The 18104-nt window shown below is 32.5% G+C and carries 15 protein-coding genes; 9 read left to right on the top strand and 6 right to left on the bottom strand.

The features are described from left to right. The first annotated feature begins 39 nt into the window (after positions 1-39). The 6 genes from PUD86_04150 (at position 40) to PUD86_04125 (ending at position 8348) form a co-directional block, all read left to right on the top strand. Positions 40-438, top strand: coding sequence for a 30S ribosomal protein S15 (locus PUD86_04150; protein MDD6776464.1), 399 nt, complete (start codon positions 40-42; stop codon positions 436-438). Next, positions 428-1762, top strand: a complete 1335-nt coding sequence (locus PUD86_04145; protein ID MDD6776463.1) for a DHH family phosphoesterase — start codon at positions 428-430, stop codon at positions 1760-1762. Before PUD86_04150 ends, PUD86_04145 begins: the two co-directional genes overlap by 11 nt. Beyond that, on the top strand, positions 1755-2951 hold the full coding sequence (locus PUD86_04140) for an aconitase X catalytic domain-containing protein (protein MDD6776462.1): 1197 nt from the start codon (positions 1755-1757) through the stop codon (positions 2949-2951). The genes PUD86_04145 and PUD86_04140 overlap by 8 nt, the downstream gene beginning before the upstream one ends. 87 nt (positions 2952-3038) lie before the next feature. Further along, positions 3039-4424, top strand: a complete 1386-nt coding sequence (locus PUD86_04135) for a Mur ligase family protein (protein ID MDD6776461.1) — start codon at positions 3039-3041, stop codon at positions 4422-4424. Next, positions 4417-5925 carry a Mur ligase family protein gene (locus PUD86_04130; protein ID MDD6776460.1) on the top strand — a complete coding sequence of 503 codons (1509 nt, stop codon included), beginning with the start codon at positions 4417-4419 and terminating at the stop codon, positions 5923-5925. The genes PUD86_04135 and PUD86_04130 overlap by 8 nt, the downstream gene beginning before the upstream one ends. 101 nt (positions 5926-6026) lie before the next feature. Beyond that, entirely contained in the window at positions 6027-8348 is a 2322-nt protein-coding gene (locus PUD86_04125) for a DEAD/DEAH box helicase (GenBank protein MDD6776459.1), read from the top strand. Here the strand turns inward: PUD86_04125 and PUD86_04120 are convergent. Genes PUD86_04120 through hisS form a run of 4 tightly spaced genes read right to left on the bottom strand, consistent with a single transcriptional unit; the run spans position 8345 to position 12650 of the window. Continuing rightward, entirely contained in the window at positions 8345-9094 is a 750-nt protein-coding gene (locus tag PUD86_04120) for a sugar phosphate isomerase/epimerase (protein MDD6776458.1), read from the bottom strand. The genes PUD86_04125 and PUD86_04120 overlap by 4 nt on opposite strands. A gap of 4 nt (positions 9095-9098) precedes the next feature. Continuing rightward, the gene (locus PUD86_04115; GenBank protein ID MDD6776457.1) at positions 9099-10943 is read right to left on the bottom strand and encodes a PINc/VapC family ATPase; all 1845 of its coding nucleotides are present in this window, start codon (positions 10941-10943) and stop codon (positions 9099-9101) included. A gap of 1 nt (position 10944) precedes the next feature. Continuing rightward, on the bottom strand, positions 10945-11352 hold the full coding sequence (hisI, locus tag PUD86_04110; protein MDD6776456.1) for a phosphoribosyl-AMP cyclohydrolase: 408 nt from the start codon (positions 11350-11352) through the stop codon (positions 10945-10947). A 2-nt stretch (positions 11353-11354) separates the two neighbouring features. Next, positions 11355-12650: a histidine--tRNA ligase gene (gene hisS / locus PUD86_04105; protein MDD6776455.1), complete on the bottom strand. Its 1296-nt coding sequence runs from the start codon at positions 12648-12650 to the stop codon at positions 11355-11357. Positions 12651-12734: 84 nt separating this feature from the next. Here hisS and aroE point away from each other — a divergent pair, with 84 nt between their 5' ends. The 3 genes from aroE to rhuM all read left to right on the top strand — a co-directional run bounded on the left by aroE (position 12735) and on the right by rhuM (position 15503). Further along, positions 12735-13586: a shikimate dehydrogenase gene (aroE, locus tag PUD86_04100; protein ID MDD6776454.1), complete on the top strand. Its 852-nt coding sequence runs from the start codon at positions 12735-12737 to the stop codon at positions 13584-13586. Between the two features lie 4 nt (positions 13587-13590). After that, positions 13591-14274 (top strand): ATPase, encoded by a 684-nt coding sequence (locus PUD86_04095; GenBank protein ID MDD6776453.1) that lies wholly within the window; start codon positions 13591-13593, stop codon positions 14272-14274. 254 nt (positions 14275-14528) lie between these two features. Continuing rightward, positions 14529-15503 (top strand): RhuM family protein, encoded by a 975-nt coding sequence (gene rhuM / locus PUD86_04090; GenBank protein MDD6776452.1) that lies wholly within the window; start codon positions 14529-14531, stop codon positions 15501-15503. Here rhuM and PUD86_04085 read toward each other — a convergent pair. Both PUD86_04085 and PUD86_04080 read right to left on the bottom strand, forming a co-directional pair. Beyond that, positions 15486-17048 (bottom strand): replication factor C large subunit, encoded by a 1563-nt coding sequence (locus PUD86_04085; GenBank protein MDD6776451.1) that lies wholly within the window; start codon positions 17046-17048, stop codon positions 15486-15488. The genes rhuM and PUD86_04085 overlap by 18 nt on opposite strands. Positions 17049-17057: 9 nt before the next feature. Beyond that, entirely contained in the window at positions 17058-18005 is a 948-nt protein-coding gene (locus tag PUD86_04080) for a replication factor C small subunit (protein ID MDD6776450.1), read from the bottom strand. Positions 18006-18104 lie beyond the last annotated feature (99 nt).

The raw sequence follows: 18104 nt of genomic DNA, 5'->3' as shown, positions 1-18104 counted from the left end.
CTTATTGGGCTTATTTAAAAATATTAAAGAGGTAATATTATGGCAAGACCAGAATGGGTAACTTACAGTAATGAAGAAATTGAAGAAATGATTTTAAAATTCAACAAAGAAGGTAAAAGTACTTCCGAAATCGGTATCGTATTAAGAGACCAATACGGAATCCCTTCCGTTAAAGATGTTACCGGTGAAAGAATCACCCAAATCTTAAAAAGAAATGATCAAGCTGGACAATACCCAGAAGACTTATTAAACTTAATCAAAAGAGCTGTTAACATCAGAGACCACTTAGAAGAAAATCCTAAAGATTTACACTCTAAAAGAGGTTTAACTATCATCGAATCTAGAATCAGAAGATTAGCATCTTACTACGTAAGTGAAGGTGCATTACCTGAAGGATGGAGATATAATCCAAAAGAAGCAGCACTCCTTGTTAAATAGGGCTAGTGAAGCAACTGATATGCTCCAGGAGCATATCGAAAAGGATGATGTTATAAGAATAATTTCTCATAACGATGCTGATGGAATTTCATCTGCAGCAGTATTAGCTAACGCTCTTGCTGAGGAGGATGTTCAATTCCATACAACAATCATCCCTCGTCTTAAAGAAGACATTGTAAATCAGTTAAGGCATGAAAAATATGATTTATTCATATTTTCAGACATGGGAAGTTCTTTTATTAAAGAATTTAACACCTACAAGCATGACGTAATCGTAGCAGACCACCATCAACCAGATGACACCGAAGCAGAAAGTAATGTTGTTCATTTAAATCCTCACTTATTTGGAATTGACGGAAGTAAGGATTTATGCGGTGCAGGTTCAAGTTATTTAACAATCCGTGAAATGGATAAAAAACATTTGGCTTATTTTGCATTGATTGGTGCATTCGGTGATATGCAAGGTCAAAACGGCTTTACAGGTGTAAATAAATTAATCGTTCAGGATGCTCTTGAAAGTGGAACTTTAGAAATCCATGAAGGATTAAAAACTGTTTCTCAAGCATCAGAACCAATATACAAATCCTTAGCTTATACTTTTTCACCACCTCTTCCTAAAATAAGTGGAGACTTTGATGGTGCTCGTGAATTTTTAGAACGTATGAACTTATCTTACGGAATTAAATTCACAGATTTGGAAGATGAAGAAAAGGATTTATTAAAAGAAGCTCTTGTTTCTATTAATCCAGATATCTTTGGGGACTGTTATGTTGTACCAAAAGAAGTGCCTTTGCTACGTGATTTAGAAGAATACTCATACATTCTCGATGCATGTGGTAAAAACAAAAAACCAGGTCTTGGTTTAAGTATTGCAATTGGCGAGCGTGAACAAGCACTTGATGCTGCTTTAAAATTACAACGCCAATACCGTGATCAAATCGTTAAAGGTTTAGAATGGATTAAAAAACAGGGTGCAGAACAACTCAACAGTATTCAATACTTATACTCAGAAGATAAAGTATTAAAATCTGTAATGGGTACTATTGCAAGTATTGGTTTATCAGTTGAGTTATTGGACGACTCAAAACCAGTAATAGGTCTTTCAAGACTCCATAAGGATATTAAAATCTCCGGTAGAACCACTCGTGAAATGGTTGAAAGAGGAGTTAACTTAGGCAGAGCCTTACAGGACTCTTCAAACAACTTCGGGGGCAGTGGTGGAGGTCATGACATCGCAGCAGGTGCTATGATTCCTTATGAATTTAAAGATAATTTCCTACACTTAGTTGATGAGATGGTTGAATATCAATTAATTAATGATTAATATGTTTTTAACAAAAAAAGAAGAACAAATGTGTGATGGGGAGTTTGGAGAAACTATTAGAAAAAGTATGGATATTTTAGTTGCTTTAGGAGATATCTATGGTGCTTCTAAATTAGTTGACATTACTTCCGCACAAGTATCTGGAGTTTCATATAAAACAATTGGAGATGCAGGTTTAGAATATCTCGAAGATTTGGCTCGTGATGGTTCTGCAAAAGCTACTATTAATGCATCTTTAAACCCTCCGGGAACTGATTTGGATAATTGGAAAGAATTAGGTTTTCCAGAAGAATTTGCTGTTAAGCAAAATCAGATTGTAGATGCTTATGCAAATCTTGGAATCTACAAAACATGTACCTGTACACCTTATTTGGTCGGTAATGTTCCAAGATTTGAAGATCATGTATCATGGTCTGAATCATCTGCTGTAGCATTTGTTAATTCAGTTATAGGTGCTAGAACCAATCGTGAAGGAGGTCCTGCAGCATTAGCAGCAGCTATTGTTGGTAAAACTCCATTATATGGTTTCCACTTAGAACAAAACAGGAAAGCTAATTTAATTGTTAATGTTGATTGTGAAATTTCCGGTGCTGATTTTGGTGCACTAGGTTACATTATTGGTAAATTTGTTGGTGGAGGAGTTCCATATTTCACTTTGAAAAATACTCCAGACAACAATGACTTAAAAACCTTAGGTGCAGCACTTGCGTCCTCTGGATCTGTTGCTTTATACCATATGGAAGATGTAACTCCAGAGCATAAAAAAGCTGGAAAAGATGATGTTGAAGATATTATGTTTGTTTCCAGAAGTCAAATCGATGAAACTCGCCAAAAATTATCTACTACAGATAAAGTACCTGATTTGATTTGTTTAGGATGTCCTCATGCATCTCTTGATGAAATTAAACAAGTAGCTGACATTGTCCAAGGAAAAACTATTAAAAATAAATTATGGATTTGTACATCCGTAAGCGTAAAGGCAACCGCTGACAGAATGGGTTATACAAAAATCATCGAACAAGCAGGTGGAAACGTAGTATGTGATACCTGTATGGTTGTAGCTCCTATTGAAGAAATGGGCTTCGAAGTGATTGGTGTAAACTCAGCAAAAGCAGCAAACTACGTTCCGTCAATGTGCGGACTTGATGTTGTCTATAATGACGTAGAAAATTTAATTCAGTTTGAATAAATTTTCTAATAATTTTTTTTTTTAAAAAATCTTAAATTTAATAAGATGCATATATTATACTAATAAATTATTGAGGAAGACTATTTTATGAATTATTTAGTTGTTGGTGCAGGTAATGCAAGTAGGCCTGTCGCAAGATTATTAAATCATTTGGGACATGATGTTGTTGTAACTGATTTAAAAGATATTTCTGAATTTAAAATCGAGTTTCAAAGAAGTTTAATTGAAATGGAAAAAGAAGGAGTTACCTTAGATATGGCTAACAAAAATCCGTCTGTAGATGGATTTGATGCTGTTTATATGCCACCTACTTTACCTAAAAGCGCTCCAATTGCTCAAAAAATTGCCGAGTCTGACTTAAAAATTTTAACCAATGAAGAATTTTCTAAAATAGTAAATGATTTGATTCCTGTTGATATTATTGGAATTACTGGTACTATGGGAAAAACCACAACTACTTTTATTACAACCAGTTTATTTAAACAGGCAGGATATAAAGTCTGGTCCTGTTCTTCTCTTGTAAACAATTTAGTTTCAGAAGCTATTATTGACGGTATTGTAAAAGGTAAGGTAAATGAATGTGATATTGCAATTTTTGAACTTCCTCATGGTACAATAGGACTTTTAAACAAATTAGATATTAAAATTGGTCTTTTAACTAATGTTGCAGAAGATCACTTATCTGAATTTGGCGGTTCTCTTGAAAAATATCAGCAACGTAAATTAGTGCTTCAGGCTATGAGTGAAACTTTCATCTCAAACAATTCCTGTCGCGATATCATTGAAACTGTTCGTGATGATGCAATATTCTATGCACTTGATGAAGATGTTGACTTTAAAGGTGTAGTGGGAGATAAATCATTAACTATAAAATCTAAAGACGAAGAATTTACAACACCATTTAATATGATGAGTTATTTCTTTGAAAACTCAGTTGGAGCATCTGCTATTGCATTAACCTACGGGGTTGACAAATCAGATGTTATTGATGCATTAACAGAATTTAAAGGATTACCAGCACACATGGAAGATGTTGGTGATTATAATGGAAGAAAAGTTATTTTAGATTCTGCATTCTTATATGATGGAATGAAGATAACTTTAGATTACTTTAAAGATGAAAGTGTTGTATTGTTCTTGGATCACTTTGACACATTATCTGTAAGGGATAAAGCTGAAGTTGGTCAATTAGTAAGTGAATATGACCTTAAAGTTGTTATAGCTAGTGGATTTAATGAAGTGACACAATGTGTGGAAATGGAAGCTGCACATGAAATCTTGGATGCTATAACAAATCCAAACATAGAAAAAGTAGCTGTTGAGACAATTGAAAAAGCAGCAGAATTAACATTCAAATATTCAAAACCTGGAGATATTATCTTACACATGGGACCACTTATAGCATATGACAGACTTACTACTGTTGATAAAATTACTAAAGGACTTGAAATAGGAAGTAAAAAGTATGAATAAAAATAAAACCTTCGGAATTATTGGTGTTTGTGGAGCAAACGGAAATTTAATAGCAAGAATTCTCAAACAAAGAGGATATAATGTAATTGGAAATGACTTGTCCTCTAAAGAGGATTGCCGGTTTGCTAAAGCACTAGAAGGTTATGATATTGAAGTATTCTATGGAGAAGCTCCTGAGGAATTTTTTGAAAAAGCAGATTATATAATTCCTCCGGCAAGCCTACCTAAAGATGCTGCAATATTTAAAAAATTCGATAAACCTATTTTTGAATTATATGACGTTATTGAAAAACTCAAGTCCGAAAAACCGGTTTTTGGAATTACTGGTACTAACGGTAAAACAACAACCACAACTTTACTTAAAAAAATAGCTTATGATAATGGAATTAAACCATGTGAACATGATTTGGAAGGAATGCAGGGTAATGCAGAGTTTATTCCAATTCTTCAATCAAGATTAGATGGGGATGTTGGAATACTTGAAGTTGGAACATTTGGTATTCCAGGAACTATTGGAAGAATAGTTAGAGATACTGGAATGTCTGGCGGTTTAATTACAAATATTACTCCAGATCACTTAAATGACCTTGGAAGTTTCAAGGATTATGCTAATGTTAAAGGAGAATTTATCTCTGAGTTAGATTTTGGCCAGTTAATTGTAAACGGACAAGATCCTACAATTATGGGTCTTATAAGAGATATGGACTTTAAAGGTGAAGTAATCACATTTGGTGTTGACGAACTTCCCGAGTCTGTTGGAATGAAAGAATGTGTATGTGGCAATGAAATAGCTGTTAAAGAAATAATTTCAGGCTGTGGATACTACTTTTGTAAATGTGGCCTAACAACTCCACAGGTCGACTATATTGCAACAAACATTGATCTTAAAAACAGAACCTTTGATTTACACACACCAAGTGAAAAATTAACAGTCAAAATGAACGTTGATGGACTTCACAATGTATATAATATTACTGGAGTCATTATTGCAGCTCATAAATTCCTTAATTTACCATATGATAAAATTTTACCTTCAATTGCAAGTTTTTCAGGTGTAAGCGGAAGAATGGAAGAAGTTGCAACTGTTGATGGTAAAACAATATTTGTTGACTATGCTCACAATCCCGCAGGAGTTGAAACAGTTTTAAAAGAATTTAAAAAGTTATATGGTGATTTTACAACTGTAATTACTGTTTCATCAGAATCTGGAAAAGTTGGAGATACAGGCATTTTCAACAGTGTTTTAAAATATTCAAAATTCATCGTGCCAGCATCTGTTTCATCACAAATTGCTGCATTTGAACAGCTTAAAGAAAACTCTGAATTAAATGACAGAATATTCTTAAACCATATTAGCGATTTTGAAAAAACTGGAACTTTAGGGGCTTCTGAAGAAGAAGTTAAAGACGGTATTAAAAAAGCTTTAAACCTTGATTGTGATGTAGTAGTCGCAATTGGTGAAGCTGCAACTAAATTCAAAAATGTTATTTTTGAATTATAATTTTATTTTTTTTATGAATTACTTTTCAAATGCTCTTTCTAAACATTTTATAAATATTAAAAAGTAATATGGTAATGATTAGGGTTTAGGTAATGGTTATTATGGCTAGTTATATTTCTCATCCTTTATTAAAGGAAAATGCAATCGAATCAAGGTTATATCAACAGGTTCTTGCAGCTGATGTTTTAAAAAAAGGAAATACTATGGTTGTTGCACCAACTGCATTAGGTAAAACAATTGTAGCTATTTTAGTGGCTGCTGACAGATTGCAAAAGGTTAAAAATTCAAAAATATTGGTTTTAGCACCTTCAAAACCATTAGCTATACAACATGAATCCAGTTTTAAGGAATTTATTAATTTGCCATGTACCTCAATAACTGGAGCTATTAAACCTGAAGAAAGAGTAAAAAGATGGGAAGAGTCAAGAATAATTTGTGCAACACCTCAAACTGTTGAATCAGACTTGCTTAATGGACGTTATGATTTAAGCAGTGTCTCATTAGTGGTATTTGATGAATGTCACCATGGTGTTGGATCTTATTCTTATGTATATTTAGCTTCCCGTTATGTTCAGGAATCCAAATTCAATCTTATTTTAGCACTTACAGCTTCTCCAGGGTCTGATAAATTCAAGATTAAGGAAGTCTGTGAGAATTTATACATACAAAATATTGTTGTTAAAAGCGAAGATGATGCTGATGTAAGGCCGTATTTTAATCCTGTGGAAATTGACTGGGTTAAAATCGAAATGAGCCGTGAGCTTGAAAAAATCAAATTATTTGTAGATAAAGCTTTGAAAATGAGACTTAAAGCTTTAAAGAATATGGGTGTTATTAAAACAGTTTCTGTTGGTAAACTGGATATTCTAAAAGCAAGAGGAAGAATTCAGGGTGAAATTGCAAGATCTACAAACCCTGACAAGGAATTATTCCAGGCTATTTCAATTTTAAGTGCTGTTATTAATGTTCAGCATGCTCAGGAATTAATTGAAACCCAGGGTGTTGTAACATTCAATAAGTATGTTGCAAGATTGAGAAAAAAGCAAACCAAAGCTGCTAAATCATTAATGTGGGATGATAATTTTGGAAGAGCAGTTAAATTAGCAAGAATTGCTGAGAAAAATGGTTTGGAACATCCAAAATTACGTGAAATTACTAATATCATTAAAAAAGAGTTAGGTCAGCGTGATGGTCAGGTTAAATTAACTACTAATCGTTTTGAAGATAAGGAAGATAAAAACTCTTCTAAAATCATGGTATTTACACAATATCGTGATACTCTTGAGATGATTCATCAAAAACTTGAAAAAGAAGGAATCAAATCAGTTAAATTTTTCGGACAGGCTGCTAAAGACGGTGAGAAAGGTTTAACTCAAAAAGAACAAAAAGCTATTATCAAATCATTCAAAAAAGGAGAATATGATGTTTTAATCTCTACAAGTGTAGCTGAGGAAGGTATTGATATTCCTGCTGTTGATTTGGTTGTATTATATGAACCAGTTCCTTCTGAGGTTCGTATGATTCAGAGACGTGGAAGAACCGGTCGTAAAAGAACAGGGCATGTTAAAGTATTGATTACTAAAGGAACAAGAGATGAAGGATACTACTGGTCAAGTATCAATAAAGAAAGTCGTATGAAAAATCAGTTAATTGATGCTGACGTTTTAAAAGAGTTAAATGCCTCTGCAGTTGAGAGAATGGAAAATGAAAAACATGTCAAGGTAATTGAAAGACCTAAAAAAGAAAATAACTTCCCTATTGTTTATGCTGACTCTCGTGAGGGTAATTCCAAAGTTATCAGACACTTAACTGAAATGGAAATGGATGTTAAAGTTCATTCTATGGCTGTTGCAGACTATCAGGTTAGTGATGAAGTAGCTATTGAGAGAAAAACAACAAAAGATTTTGTTGATTCAATAATTGATAAAAGGTTATTCAAGCAGGCTCGTGAGTTATCTGAGGAATTTAAACGTCCACTACTTATTCTTGAAGGGGATGACTTGTATGGTGGTATGGTTAATCCAAATGCTATTCGTGGATCATTGGCTTCTATTGCAATTGATTTTGGTATTAGTATTATTCCAACAAGAAATGCTCAGGATACTGCAGCTATGATTAAAAGAATAGCTGTTCGTGAACAAAACGATGAAAGAGCTCCAATTCAAATTAGAACAGATAAAAAACCAGTGAGTATGTTGGAGCAGCAGTTGTTTATTGTAGAATCTCTGCCTAATATTGGTCCTGTTAATGCTAAAAACTTATTATCTCACTTTGGAAGTGTTGGAAAAATTATTAATGCAAGTGAAAGTGAGCTTCAGGAAGTAGAAGGTATTGGTAAAAAAATAGCTGAAGATATTAGAAAGGTAATTGATTCTAAATATCTTTATTTTGAAAAAGAAATTAAGGAAAAAAGACTTCTCTAGAAGTTCTTTTTCATATATTCATAACTTTTTTTGATAGAATCATAGTTATTTACTTCAATGATGTAGATGCCATCATAATTATTCTTCTCTAAAGTATTGACTATAGTGTTTAAATCAATAGTGCCTTCACCTAAAGTAAGGTGTGCATCATCATCACCAAAATTATCGTGGATATGTACGTGTTTAATGCAATCAAAATACATTTCATCTGCGCCATATCCAGAATGCATAGCATGACCGATATCAAGTGTCATAAACAAATCATTTGAAACTAAAAATTCATTTAATTCTTCCATATTGTCATAAATCATTGTATTAAATGAAGGCATGTTTTCAAAAGTTGCAAGCACTCCTAAGTCCTCGGCATATCTTCCAAGTTCTATCATAGATTCATTTGCAAAATTGGTTACTTCATTTTTAAAGTATTTGTTTGGTAAAAAGGAAGTTAGTCCAGGATGGACTACAACACACTCAGCATCAATTTTATTTGCTAAATCTATTGATGATTTAATTTGGTCTACTGAATTTATTCTACTTTTATCCTGCACACTTGCGATATTAACATCAATAAATGGTGCGTGGATGGAATATTTTAAATTGTAGTTTTCCAATACTTCAGCATCTATGTTTTCACATGGAAACTGATGTACAAGTTCTGCATAATCCAATCCTAAGTTTTCAATAAATTCTAAAGTTTCTTCTAAATCATTTTCAATTCCTGCAAGGGTTGATGCTCCGATTTTCATAATATCACATTTTTTGAATAGCGCTAATTTCTAATCCCATTTCAATAGCTTCAATAATGAAATCAGATAATTCTATTCCTTTTTTAATTTTTATTTCTCCTTTTTTGGAAGTTGTAGCGGTAAGTAAGTATTCTCCAGCTATGTAAACATCAAAGTTTTTTCTTCCTTTTTCACGGCCCAAGTCCAAAATCAACTGTTTATTGGTATGGATAATGTCCACTTCAATTGGTGCTTTGCTAACTGGTTTTGTTTCAATTACTTCAACACCAAGACTTATTCCAATGTTTTCTTCAATCTCAGCGATTCTTTTACCGTTTTTACCGATAATTTTTGGAATAAATTCTTCAGGAATGTAAATGTTTGCTCTTTCAGGAGAAGTAACTTCCACATCAACTTTAGCTTTCTTTGGAAGTAATTTTCTTACTTTTCTTAAGATTTCTTTTTCTGCAATCTTTTCAACAGAAGTTTTTCTTCTTTCTCCTTCAGCAGTACCGTTTACTAAATCCATGTCCATTACGATGGTTTGCTCACCATAGGTGTAGATTTCGTTTTTAAGCTCGCCAGTTTCAAAGTCTCTTACTTCAATTACTGGTCTTGCAAGATCTGCTTCTTTCATTCCTGTTGGAACTTTAACAGTCATTTTTGTTTCATAAACACTTGTAACTTTACCATTTTCAATGTAGATACTTGTATCAACGATTGATGGGATTACACCAAGCTCTACTCTGGATGAAATTCTCTGAATTGCATCAATTGGACGTGTTGCATGTACAACACCAATCATTCCAACACCTGCTAATCTCATATCAGCAAAGATATTAAAGTCACTGTTTTTTCTAAGCTCATCGTAAATTGTATAATCTGGTCTTACAAGCAATAGCACGTCTGCTGTGTTTTCCATATTTCCTTCTAGTGGTGCATATTGAGTAATTTCATCTGGAAGTTGTAAATCTCTTGGAGATTCCATTGTTTTTACAATCTTATTTAATTTTGAAGAGTAATAATTTGCAATAGCCTGTACAAATGTTGATTTACCTGCACCAGGAGATCCGGAGATTAAAATTCCTTCAGCGCTTGTTTGAATTCTGTTTAATAGCTTTTCAGATAAGTTATATTCATCAAGGCTGATGTTTGCAACAGGTCTTACGATTGTAATTTCCAAAGCTTCAGAAAATGGAGGGTAAGCAATTGAAATTCTGTATTCTCTTGACTGAACAACAAATGAACCTTCTTTTTCACTTTCAAGATAGGTTTTAGGATCACTTTTTGCTTTATCAAGGATTTCATCAACAATTTTCTTAAGCTCTTTGTATGAATAGCGTTTTTCACTTAATACTTCGAAGTTTACATGTCCTGGTGTTCCTTTTTTAGCCATTGGAACAATATTTTCTTTTAAATGAATGGACATTGTGTCTTCATCAAAGAATTTTTCAATTGAAAGTGGTTTTTCCTTATATTGTTGTTTAAAAAAGTAAACGGGAATCCCCTGTGCTTTTGCAGTTTCAGCCTGTACTTTATCATTTGTAAGTAAGGTTCCCATTTCACTTCTTGCTAAATCTCTAATTATGCTGTCAATTTCACCGCTTTTAGCGTATTTGATGTCATAATTTGTTGGTCTTCTTCCCTTAAAGCTAATAGACAATTCTCCTTCGTACTGGAGTTGTTGTAATTTTTGTAATTCCTTTAGGCCTCTTATTCCTTCTGATCTATTAGCATTGGCCTGGTGTTCAAGTTCACAAACAACTGCTTCAGGTACAATAATTTCCGGATAGTCAATATCCTCTGTTTCAATTATTTCGCTTATTGCACCGATAATAACAGCACTTGTGTCTGGTATTATACAATTCATTTTAATACACGTCTTCCGGGTTTACAAGTCTTTCTAAAATGACTTCTAAATCTTCATCTTTTAAATCTTCAATATCAACTTCATTTTCTGTGTTTATTTTCCTGTAGAAGCATGAAATATATCCTTCATGACAAGCTGCACCAGTTTGGTTGATTTTTAAAATAACAGCGTCCATATCACAGTCAATAAGGATTTCTTCAACTTCCTGGAAATGCCCTGAGCTTTCTCCTTTAAGCCATAACTGGTTTCTGGAGGTGCTCCAATAATGTGCTTTTTTTGTTTTAATGGTTTTGATTAATGCTTCTTTGTTCATGTTTGCAAGCATTAAAATCTGATTTGTTTTTGCATCCTGTGCAATAGCAGTAATTACTTTAACTCCATTAATTTCATGTCTGAAGTTGATTTTCATTTTTATTCCTCTTTAAGATAATCTACAAGCTTATCAATATCAACTAAGTTTTGCTCACCGCTAATCATATTTTTAACAGTGACTTTACCTTCTGCAAGGTCATTAGCTCCAATGATTACGAGTTTTTCAACTTTAATCTTGTCAGCATAGTTCATTAATTTCTTGAATTTTTTGCCGTTTAAGTCAACGTCTGTTTTAAAACCATTTTTCCTTAACATTTGGGTAATTTCAAATGCTTTTGGTCTGACGTCTTTGGAGATTGGTGCTACATAAACATCTAAGTGTGAAGGTAACTCTTCTTTATCGGTAAGCTCTTCAATAGCATTCATTAATCTGTCAAAACCAAGTGCAAAACCGGTGGATTCTACTTCCTGACCTCCGAAGAGTTTTACAAGGCTGTATGATCCTCCACCACAGATTTGTTTTTGAGCTCCAAGTTCTGGAACATATATTTCAAATACAACACCTGTGTAGTAATCAAGTCCTCTTGCAACTCCTAAGTTCAAGGTATAGTTTTCAACTTGGAAGGATTCTAAAAGCTCAATTAATTCTTTAAGTTCTTCTAAAGCTTGTTTTGGTTCTTCGTATGGTGCAATTAAATCTTCAACTTCACTGATGATGGATTTGTCTCCAACAAGATCAATTAATTTTAATAAAATTTGATTTAATTCATCATTATCGATTACAGGTTCATCTCCGCTTAAGGATTCAATAAGTAAGTCTTTATCTCCTTTGTCGATAATAACCATTATTTCACTTTGGGTTTCAACAGAAATGTCAAAGTGTTTGAATAATCCTCTGATGATTCCTAAGTGGTTAATGTTAACATCAGCTGTTGTAATTCCAAGGGAATTGATTGCATCAGTACAAAGTGCAATAACTTCTGCTTCACCTTGAGGTGTTTTAGCACCGATTAATTCACAACCGAATTGCCAGAATTGTCTGAACCTTCCTTTTTGAGGTCTTTCGTATCTAAAACAGCTTCCGTAATAGAATAACTTAATTGGTTTTGTAGCTGTTTTTTCAAGTTCGTTTAAGTATAATCTTGCAACAGGTGCGGTAATTTCCGGTCTTAAAGTCAATTCTCTGTCAGATTTGTCTTTAAAATTGTATAACTGGTTTACAATTTCGTCTCCGGATTTTGTTGTAAATAATTTTAATTCTTCAAATAAAGGGGTTTGAATCTCCTGATAACCGTAACTTTCAAATACTCTTCTTAAGGTACTTTCTGCTTGGTTTCTTTCTCTCATTTCTTCAAATAAGAAATCTCTTGTACCTCTTGGTCTATTAAATTCCATTCTTACTCTCCTATAAATAATATATTATAATTTAACTATGTCTATACAAATTTATATAATCTTTGTTAATCAATTAATTATTATATGAAAATTAAAGGTAGTACAAATATTGTAGGTTTGATTGGTCATCCTGTGGAACATAGCTTTTCACCGCCGATGCATAATGCTGCATTTAAGGCTCTTGGAATGGATTATGCCTATGTTGCTTTTGATGTTGATCCGTCTAATTTAAAATCAGCTATTGAAGGTGCCAAATCATTAAATATTAAAGGTTTTAATGTTACAATTCCTCATAAAATTGAGGTAATGGAATTTTTAGATGAAATTGATCCTGTTGCAAGTTTGATAGGTGCAGTAAACACAATTGACTTTAAAAATTTAAAAGGATACAACACCGATGGAATTGGTGCTGTAAGGTCAATTGAAGAAGTAACAAGTATTAAAAACAAAAATGTAATTGTTGCAGGTGCTGGTGGAGCATCAAGAGCTATTTCATGTTATCTTGCAAAATATGGTGCAGACTCAATAACAATCTTAAACAGAAATGTTGAAAGAGCTGAAAAATTGGCAGGAGATATTTCAGATTCAGGATTAATTGATGATATAAAATCAGATTCAATTTCAGCTATTAACAACTATTTGGGCGATGCTGACATATTGGTTGATACCACACCTATTGGAATGCATCCACATATTGATGATGAGCCAATAGCTACTTTTGATAATATGCATGAGGATTTGGTAGTCTTTGATGCAGTTTATAATCCTAATGAAACAGTTTTAATAAAAGAAGCTATTAAAGCAGGTGCAAAACCTGTTTACGGAATTAAAATGTTGCTTTATCAGGGAGCAGAAAGCTTCAAAATATGGACTGGTCAGGATGCACCAATAGACGTTATGGAAAATGCTTTAAGACAAACACTTAATTTAGAGTGATATTATGGATTTAATGTTTGATGTTTCAGGATTGAATGAAGAAAAAAAGGAATTTTCAAATTCTAAAAAAGATGTATTGAAATTTCTAAAAATAATTGGAGTAGACAGTCGTTTTGTATCTTATACTCCAGATAAACTTTATATTAACAATTTGAGATTTTCCAAGTTTTCAAGAAAAAGACAGGACACTTTCAATAAACAATATCCTGAAATTGAAGTTGTAAGAAGTTCATTATTCCAGAAAATCTGTTCCAAATCATCAAAACACTTGGCACTTGAAATACAACCGAATTCAACTTTATTGATGCCAAAAGACAATTTCATTATTGAATTGTTAATGGAACCTTATACTCGTAAATACGGTGTAAAACTTGTTTATGACGGGGATGCAGATTTTATTGTTAATCCTTTAATTTTAGATGATCAGGTAAATGATATTTTTGAAGGTATTTTTGATGGTGTAGGTTTAAATCGTGATATTAAATCTAATGAAGTCTATCCTTTAATTAATGTTCCTTTAGACTGGATTAATTCATTTTTAGAAATGGATGGTCAAAAATTAATCGAAAATAAAAATAAAAATGAGTTAGCTACTTCATTTAGTGAATTTTTAGAAGATGTAGCTCCTCAATATAAAGAAAATGTTGTTAAAGCAGCTGAATTTATTGAAAAAAAATTATCTCAATAATCTTTATTTTTATTTTAATGGTTAACTTTATATTAAATGTTTATTTTAAAGCAATTTTATCAAGTTAAATCAATTTTTAAAGATTTTTAACTAATTATATTTATATATGATAAAAATAAATCTGTATTTAATAATGGTTTGGTATATATTAAATTTATAAAGGTGTGTTGATGGTTAAGTAGGAACTTGTTGAAACATTATTATACCAAAGTGATGAGGGTGCAGTTGAAGGCAAATTTATAATTGGTGATGATATGTTGTGGGCTAGTAGAAAGGTTGTTTCAGAGATTTTTGGAACTACTGGCTCAAATATGTCTATGCATTTTTCTAATATAGTGTTTGAAGGTGAGCTTGAAGAAAATGAAGTATCTATATCATCTAAAGAGTTATTTAAAGATGATTTAGAATTTAGTAAGGAATTCTTACAAAAATCTAATACAAGGGGTAGGCCTCAAATATGGTATAATCTTGATGCCATTATATCAATTGGATACAGGATAAACTCTAAAGAAGCAACAAAGTTTCGTAAATGGTCTAGAGGCGTTTTAAAGCAATATATGAGGAAAGGTTATGTCCTCAATAAGGAAGTATTGGTAAATGGTGGAAGATTTACTGATGTGTATTTTGAAGAGTTACTTGAAGAGATTAGGGATATTAGGTCGTCTGAAAGAAAAGTTTATGAAAAAGTCACAGATCTATTTGCTACTTCATATGATTATAATAAAAATGCAGAAATAACTCGTGATTTTTATGCTAAAGTTCAAAATAAGCTTCATTTTGCTGTTTATGGCTTAACTGCACCTGAATTGATTCGTGAAAGGGCAGATTCTACTAAAGAACATGTGGGTCTAACAAGTTGGAGAAAATCTCCAGATGGAAAAATTTTTTTAAGTGATGTGAAAGTTGCTAAAAATTATCTAACACATGATGAATTAAAAACTCTTAATCGTGTTGTTAGTATGTATTTGGATTATGCAGAAGATAGGGCTGAAAGAAAAATTCCTATAAGCATGAAAAGTTGGGCTGAAAAATTAGATAAATTTTTAGAATTTTATGAATATCATGTTTTGGAAGGTAAGGGAAGTATTTCAAGAGAAGAAGTTGATGAATTTGTTAAATTAGAATATGAAAAATTCAAACCGATTCAAGATAAATTTTTCAAATCAGATTTTAACAAATTTGATGAAGAAACAAAAAATTTAATTAGTAAATTAGAAACTGAGCAATGAAACTTGTTTGTCAGTTTTCTTTTTTTCTTCTTTTTTAGGTTTTCTCTTTCTTTCTTTTTTAGGTTTTTTCTCTTCAACTTCTGGTTTTAAAACTTCTTCTTCAATAGTTTCTGTTTTAGGTTCTTCTAGAGTAATTTCTTCTTCTACCGTTTCAACTTCTGGTTCTAAAACAGCTTCTTCTTCAGAGAAGTCTAAAGAATCATTATCATGTGAAGATTCAATTCTTCCTACAATATTCATCATCTGATTTTCAAGCTCTTCAACACGTTTGTCACGTTCTTCAACTATCATTTGAGCTTTTCGTTTCTCCATTTTAGTAACTACTTTTTTAGGAATTTTTCTTGATCTGAATCTTTTGATTTTAGTATCATCGTCTTCAAATCCAAAAAACTCTGAAAGTTCCCAAGCTAATTCATCATTTTTATACATTATTTCAAGATATGGGAACATTGAAATAGCTACTGCACGGGATATGTGTAATTTTTTACCTATATCTTTAGCAATTTCATCTCTTAGGTTTCTTTTTGCTCTGTTACGACTCATTAATGAAAATGTAGTTGGAGTTTGGATTTTTGTAAACTTTTTATAGGTTTCGTGTTTTGAGTTACTTACTCCGATTCCCATAAAGTCAGTTGCATATTTCCAGTAACCATAGTTTCTGCTTCTCTGGGTTCTTCCAAAGAATACATCTGCTTTTGAGATGTAATCATAAGCTTTTTTGATTTCATCTTTTTTCTTATATTCGCGAGGAATATTTTCTGCAATGTATTCCATGACTAATGTAGGGTCTTCTTCAATCCAAAGAGCTTCCTTAACATGTGCTGGGGTTTTACTTTTAAGTACTCCAGTTATAGCATTGAAAATATCAGAACGTGTGTCCTTTGTTTTTATATTTGCTATTTCTTCCATGTTTAGAGGTTCATCTTTACTTGAAAGTGCCTGAAGAGTATTAATAGCAGATCTAACGTCCCCTTGAGATTTAACAGCAATTTCTTTTAGTGCTTTTGGATTTGCATCTACTCCTTCTTTTTGAGCTATTTCACGTAAAAGCTTAGCAATGGAATTCCATCTGGATTTTTTCATTTTAATTACTTGACATTTTGGTTTAATGCTTTGTAATCTTTTTGAGTAGAAATCATTAGCTATTAAAATCATTGGATGTTTTGAATTTTTAATTATCTCTCCGATAGCTCTAACTCCTCCACGGTCGTTAGTTCCATGAAGTCCGTCTACTTCGTCAATGATAATTAATTTGTATTCATCTCCAAAAAGGGATCTTGAAGATGATGATTCACCAATTGTTCTTTTAATAACGTCCTGTGAACGTTTATCACTTGCATTAAGCTCAATATGCTCTGAAAACTCTTTAGCAATGATTTGTGCTAAGGTTGTTTTTCCAATACCTGGTGGACCAACTAGAAGTAGTGGTATTTGAGGGTCATTTGATTTCCAAGCGCTAACCCAATCTTTGATTATTTTGATTTCTTTGGTGTTACCTACCACTGCGCTTAATTCCTGTGGTCGGTATTTATCAGTCCATAACATTTCTATACCTTATAAGAATTGAGTTAATAAAGCTTCAAGTTGTATTCTTGGATTTGCTCCTTCTCTAATTCTGAAATCACATTCAGCAATAGCTTCAATTAAATCCATGTAGATACTTGCATCCATTTTACCGTCAAGAACTCTTCTTGATACGTCCTGATAAATTTGAGTAACCATATCTTCTCCACTGGTTCCCTGAAGCACCATGGTTTCTCTTAAGAGGTTACGTGCACCCATAAAATCGCCCATTAATGCTTTATTTATCATGTTTGCAATGTCTTGAGGTTTAGCTTTTGATACAACTTCGTAAACTGACTCTTCAGTAATGCTTTCTCCTTCTGCAGTTGCAGCCTGTAAAACGTTTACTGCTTTTCTCATATCTCCTTCTGCAAAGTAAACAATTGATTCAATACCTTTTTCATCTGCTTCGAATCCTTCAGATTCACAGATAAAGTGCAAACGTTCTTTAATTTCTTCTCCGTTGATTGGACCGAATCTGAATATTGCACATCTTGATTGAATAGGGTCAATAATTTTTGATGAGTAATTACATGAAAGTATAAATGAAGCGGTTTTAGTATACATTTCCATTTCACGACGAAGAGCGTGTTGAGCGTCTTTTGTCATGTTGTCTACTTCGTCTAAAAAGACTATTCTAAATGGAGCACCTACCGGTTTTAATCTACAGAAATCTTTAATGTCATTTCTTACTGTGTCAATTCCTCTTGCATCTGATGCATTTAATTCTAAGAAATTGTTTCTCCAGTAGTCTCCTAATATTGTTTTAACAAGTGCTAAGGCTGTGGTTGTTTTACCGACACCTGCAGGACCTGTAAACATTAAGTTAGGCATGCTGGTTTCCCCAACATATTTTTGTAATCTTGTAACGATTTGTTTTTGTCCTACGATGTCTTCTAATTTTTGTGGTCTATATTTTTCTACCCATGGTCCGCTCATTTAATCACCATTTTCTATATAGTTAATGTTTATGTATTTTGTAATTAAATTATTTTGTGCTTAACGTTTATATTAAATTAAATATAATATTTAAAGTAG

The sequence above is a fragment of the Methanobacteriaceae archaeon genome (assembly GCA_029219465.1).
Taxonomy (GTDB): Archaea; Methanobacteriota; Methanobacteria; order Methanobacteriales; family Methanobacteriaceae; genus Methanocatella.
This window is presented reverse-complemented; position numbering and strand designations above follow the sequence as displayed.